2 protein-coding genes and 3 pseudogenes are annotated in these 4,629 nt (G+C 45.1%); 2 read left to right on the top strand and 3 right to left on the bottom strand.

Going from position 1 to position 4,629, the window contains the following annotated elements:
• Nucleotides 1–131: 131 nt before the first annotated feature.
• Nucleotides 132–882, bottom strand: a pseudogene (locus PX482_RS10755) (transposase); the annotation flags it as partial.
• A gap of 400 nt (nucleotides 883–1,282) precedes the next feature.
• On the opposite strand from PX482_RS10755, the pseudogene PX482_RS10760 reads away from it, so the two are divergent.
• Nucleotides 1,283–1,401 (top strand): annotated as a pseudogene (locus PX482_RS10760) (IS1 family transposase); the annotation flags it as partial.
• 195 nt (nucleotides 1,402–1,596) lie between these two features.
• Here the strand turns inward: PX482_RS10760 and PX482_RS10765 are convergent.
• A complete protein-coding gene (locus PX482_RS10765; protein WP_223213026.1) occupies nucleotides 1,597–2,616 on the bottom strand; it encodes an extracellular catalytic domain type 1 short-chain-length polyhydroxyalkanoate depolymerase in 1,020 nt (339 codons plus the stop codon).
• 216 nt (nucleotides 2,617–2,832) lie between these two features.
• Nucleotides 2,833–3,792 (bottom strand): sulfotransferase family protein, encoded by a 960-nt coding sequence (locus PX482_RS10770; RefSeq protein ID WP_002760567.1) that lies wholly within the window; start codon nucleotides 3,790–3,792, stop codon nucleotides 2,833–2,835.
• 245 nt (nucleotides 3,793–4,037) lie between these two features.
• On the opposite strand from PX482_RS10770, the pseudogene PX482_RS10775 reads away from it, so the two are divergent.
• Nucleotides 4,038–4,629: pseudogene (locus PX482_RS10775) on the top strand (hypothetical protein); the annotation flags it as partial.

Here is a 4,629-nt window from a genome sequence, read left to right on the forward strand (position 1 = left end):
GTTTTACCATTATTCAGCAAGTCCCAATTAGTTGGTCTATAGCGGTTCTGATTCACAAGAGGTACATTCCCGATCCTGAACAGCTTAATCAGCAAAGGTTTAAGTGTGCCGCACAGATGCGAGAAACGCTATATATAACCTAAGTTTCTTTGAATATATCCCAGTTGTTGACCAATGGCTTTCCGTCTTTCTTTTTGAGAGGGACGACGTTTTTTAGCGACTTTTAAATAGTTTTTTCTCGCTATTTTTCGGGAAGTTCTTGGTTTCTTAGTTAACTTGTCTTTGACTTCCCTGTAGAGACAATCTAGGATTTTTTCCGTTCCTTGACGAGCTTGATTGAATAGGTCTAAATCTGTGGGATACTTAATATCAGCGGGCGCACAAGTCGCATCTAATATTAATTTTCCTGCATTGGGCCGCTCACTTTCTTCTCCTCGCTCTTCTGTTCTGGCATCAGATTCTTTGTCTTCGAGAATTTCTCGTCCTTTTTTCACCATTTCTTGGTTAATTTTGTTGAGGAGATTTAACTTAATTCTTTTCCGAAAATATACCATCATTGAGGCATCAAATGGAGCTTCTGTTTAATAGTTTGTTAGCCAAATAAAGTATTGTAGGTAAGGGGTTTCCCTAATTTGTTCGACGGTTTCTCTATCACTTATTCCTAATCTTTCTTGAATAATTAATGCGGACATTGCTACCCTAAATGGTAAGGCGGGCGCACCCTTGTTTTCGCAGAAGCTTTTTGCGTACTCTTCTTCAAATTTTTCCCAGGGAATTAAGTTGGCCATAATAACCCAACGGTTTTCATCTGATAGTTTTCCGCTCCTCGGGCAGTTCAAATGATTCGGGTTCTGATGGAGTTGCGGTCGAGATACGATACATCTGTACTGAATGAAAAAAAGTGCTTGGCTTTTAGTGTATTTTACCTTTTTTTGGGCCTTTTTTCTCGACTTTATTGAGTCGAAACCTTTTTCCTATCGGCATTTCAGGCTTTTTCAGCCAGCCCTAAATAGGGTTTGCTGAATATTACTGTAAGCCTTGCTAGAAAACGGTTTAGGGACTTTTTTAGTCAAAAAAGTGCAAGAGACAAACGTTGAGAAATCGATCCGAGGGACTCAAAACCCTTGCACTTTCGCTCTTCGATCTCGAAGGGAGCCGCTTCCAGACGTGCGAGGTCATTCTGTTATTCCGACTTCCCCTCCCGACTCCCGACTCCCGACTCCTGACTCCTGACGACCGGCTACTGACTCCTAACCCCACCAATAAACTTTTTCAGCCAACCCTAAATAATACCTTTCGACAAAGGATTTCTCGGCTGGTGAGAGAGAGTCTATCTTTCTCTAAAAAAATGGAGAATCACGTTGGGGAACCCTTTGGTATTTTATCCATGACTACAATGCACAGCAAAGCAAAGGATTAAGCCGCCATCACTACTACCGAATCACCCCCCCTATGACAAGGGGTTTATCGGAGAGGAGCCGTGTGAGGTGAAAACTCTCAGGCACGGTTTTGAAGACAAGTCGGAAAGGCGACTTTCCAGCTTAGTTTTAACAATTGGCACAAGCTTTTAGCCTACTTGTCGCCCCCACAGGTAAATCACAGAGAATATTTCTGTAAAAATTGCCAGATAACTTCACTAGCGTTAATATCTTGGCTGGTATTACCAACCAATCTCTGGCGTGCGCGATTCCCTCGTGTGTTTCCCCTAGAATCGTTTCCCAGAAGTGCATCTGTCTGTCCGCCGGGCCAGCCGTGACCTCCACCTTCTATCTGATAAAGCACTACCGGCGCACCACTCTTGCAATTAAAGTATCCAATTTTAACTACTTCCGTCCCGTCCGCTTGCGTATCAGGAAGTCGCACCTCTTGGTTCCTGGTGGAGCAGCCATTGCGGCTTCTCCAAAAAGCTACTGTTTGTGGCACCGAAAGAATCTGAGCGTTTGCGCCAATTTCCATCGTTCCCCCCGCCCAAGGTACAAGTTTATCCTCGGTGCCATTGATCATCAGAATGGGAATTGCTCTTTTGGGTTTACACCTTGATACCATCGGTTGCGGAAGTGTTGCTGCTACAGAAGCGACAGCGGCTAATTGCTCGGACATTTCACAAGCTAACCTTTGGGTGAAAAATCCCCCATTAGAACCGCCAGTAGCGTAGATTCTCTTTTGATCAATATTTCTGGTTTTAGATAAGTGTTTGATTAGCACTTTCATAAAAGAAACATCATCAATCGAATCATTGGCTGGCAAATGGCGACCGTCACTCCACTGACCATAAGCACCCCGATCAAGACCATTAGGATAGGCGACAATAAAGCCCTCACGCTCGGCTATCTTATTAAAACCAGTTTTGACCGCCATACTATTACCTTGACTGACACCCCCGTGAAACGCTAAGAGCAAGGGCATCGGCTTATTCGCTTGATAGGAACGGGGAATATAGAGGTAATAACTCCTTTCTTGGTTTTGCTGCACCAGTTTTTCTAAAATTAGACCGTCTTGGCCAGAAAATTGCTCGGATCTTCCTCGCCTCATCTGAGGAGTTCGCCTTCTCTGGGCAATTGATTGAGTCAGGAAGTTATTCTCTGGAGTGAGAATGTCATAAAGATTGACTGACACAGTATTAAAGGCGACAATTAGGCTTGCAAGATAAATCTCGATCATCACTCAAAATTAAATCCTTTTTTGGTAATATAGCAGAACCCATCGCTATCAGCAGCCCCAAAGAGGAAATCGTTGTCCAGTCGGCCAAGCCAAAGAGGAGGTCATTGCCCACTATTGCGGTAAGCGATTGTCTGGCTGGGATATTATTCCTAGGCAAGTCCTTTAGGGCTTTCAATCATATCCTAAAAACTGAGCCATTTCGACCACTTTTGGACTGAATCCTTTGCCATCTGAACGCCAAGGTAAAGGTCCTTCTAACTTGGGTAAGGTAATATTTTTGGGTCGGAAAACCGGGTTCTGTAAAAAGTTAGGATCGTTACCAAATTGCGCTCCCAAAGGGCCAGGGGAAGAAAAAGGGGAGTCTTCTGGATGTAACATCGCTTCAAAGGCTCCTTCATTCCAAGACAAGCCTAACCAGCGACAGATTTTCTCAAAGTAAAGAGGGGGATTGCCCAACAAATCTTCTCCCCGCAGCCGCATTTGTTTTTCGGGTGGTATAGATTCCAAGAATTCCATAATTCTGCTCTGCATCCGATACCAGAGAAATTGATAGTCAATCACAGCAGTTTTTTGGCTGGGATCTAGAGTGTTAAGCATAGTTGGGTTAGGAGTTTTAGGCGCTCCGAAAATAGCTTTTTTCGGGGCTTTGCCGATGCGAACCTCCGGTACCAGTTTCATGACCGATTCTCCTTGTCCTCGCGGATGGCGGACGAGATGGAGGTAGTATGAATCAGGGAAAGTCTTGGGAATTCTTTGAAGATTTTCAATAAATAGAGAATAAGCGGGAGACTTATCGACAATGCACAGGGGTTGAACTTTCTCACACAGTTCGAGATAAACTTCTCCTCCAGTCTTATGGGAACGTTGCATGAGCCAGCGATGAGCCATTTTAATGGCAGGGAAACTCTGTTCTCCAGCATAGAGTTGGGCAATAGTGCGTAAAAGTCCGTGGGTTTTTCGAGCCTGTCCTTCATCTTTCAGGCGCTGGAGAATATCTTCGATTGTATCAGCATAAAAAAGATTGATTTCTGGGACTCCATAGGTTTCTGGGTGCTGCCCTAACATGGCGCTGGTTAGAGAAGTAAACGAACGGGGAGAAGCCAGAATAAATAAGGGTGGGGTGGCCGACATGAGTAAATTTAGGAGTTATAATAATATTCCTTAACTTTGTCACTTATTGTATCCCAAATATGGTTACTTCGCCTAGACAGCGACCCTTTGACCCTTCCCCTCCTGCAGGACTGAAATTTCCCAATTTCTCGAAGATCTGCGAAAATGGTTTCGGCGATGGACACAATACTCACGCCCACTCTATGGCGTGGTTTAAAGATCATTTATTTGTGGGTACAACCCGCTCTCTGCTCTGTGCTCTCAAATTGCATCGCTGCATTGAAGAATGGGGGCTTGAGGTCTGGCCAATTGAATGTCCCGATGATGTGGAGGGCTTATATGAGCAAGTAGATCGACGCTCCCAAATCTGGCGTTACAATCCCGTGACCAAAGAATGGCGATATGTTTACCAATCTCCAATGGTAGTGGGCAGTGAGGGGGGAATGGTGCCGAGGGAGATGGGCTACCGCCACATGATGGTTTTCCAAGGAGAATCCGATTCCCAGCCAGCCCTGTATGTGGCGAGTACCTGCCCTGGCCGAGCGCCTGGAGCTTTAATCTTACGGTCTGAAGATGGAGAGACTTTCCAGCCTGCTTCTGAATATGGTATTGTCGGCCTGCCGATTACCAGCATCCGGTTTTTAGTCCCCTTTCGCGGCAAGTTGTTTACTTCACCTACTGGCTCTCGCAACAGTAAGCACAATACCTCAGACTACACCATTATTTACGAAAGCAGTGATCCTCTGGGAGGGAAATGGCAGCCCTGTAGCCTTAACGGTTTTGGTGATCCGACCAATGAAGCCGTGTTTGCTGTCTGTCCTTTTCGAGATCAGCTTTACGCCGGTACTTTCAATTGTA

Origin of the sequence: Microcystis sp. M53602_WE12 (genome assembly GCF_030065455.1) — a bacterium.
Taxonomy (GTDB): Bacteria; Cyanobacteriota; Cyanobacteriia; order Cyanobacteriales; family Microcystaceae; genus Microcystis; species Microcystis aeruginosa.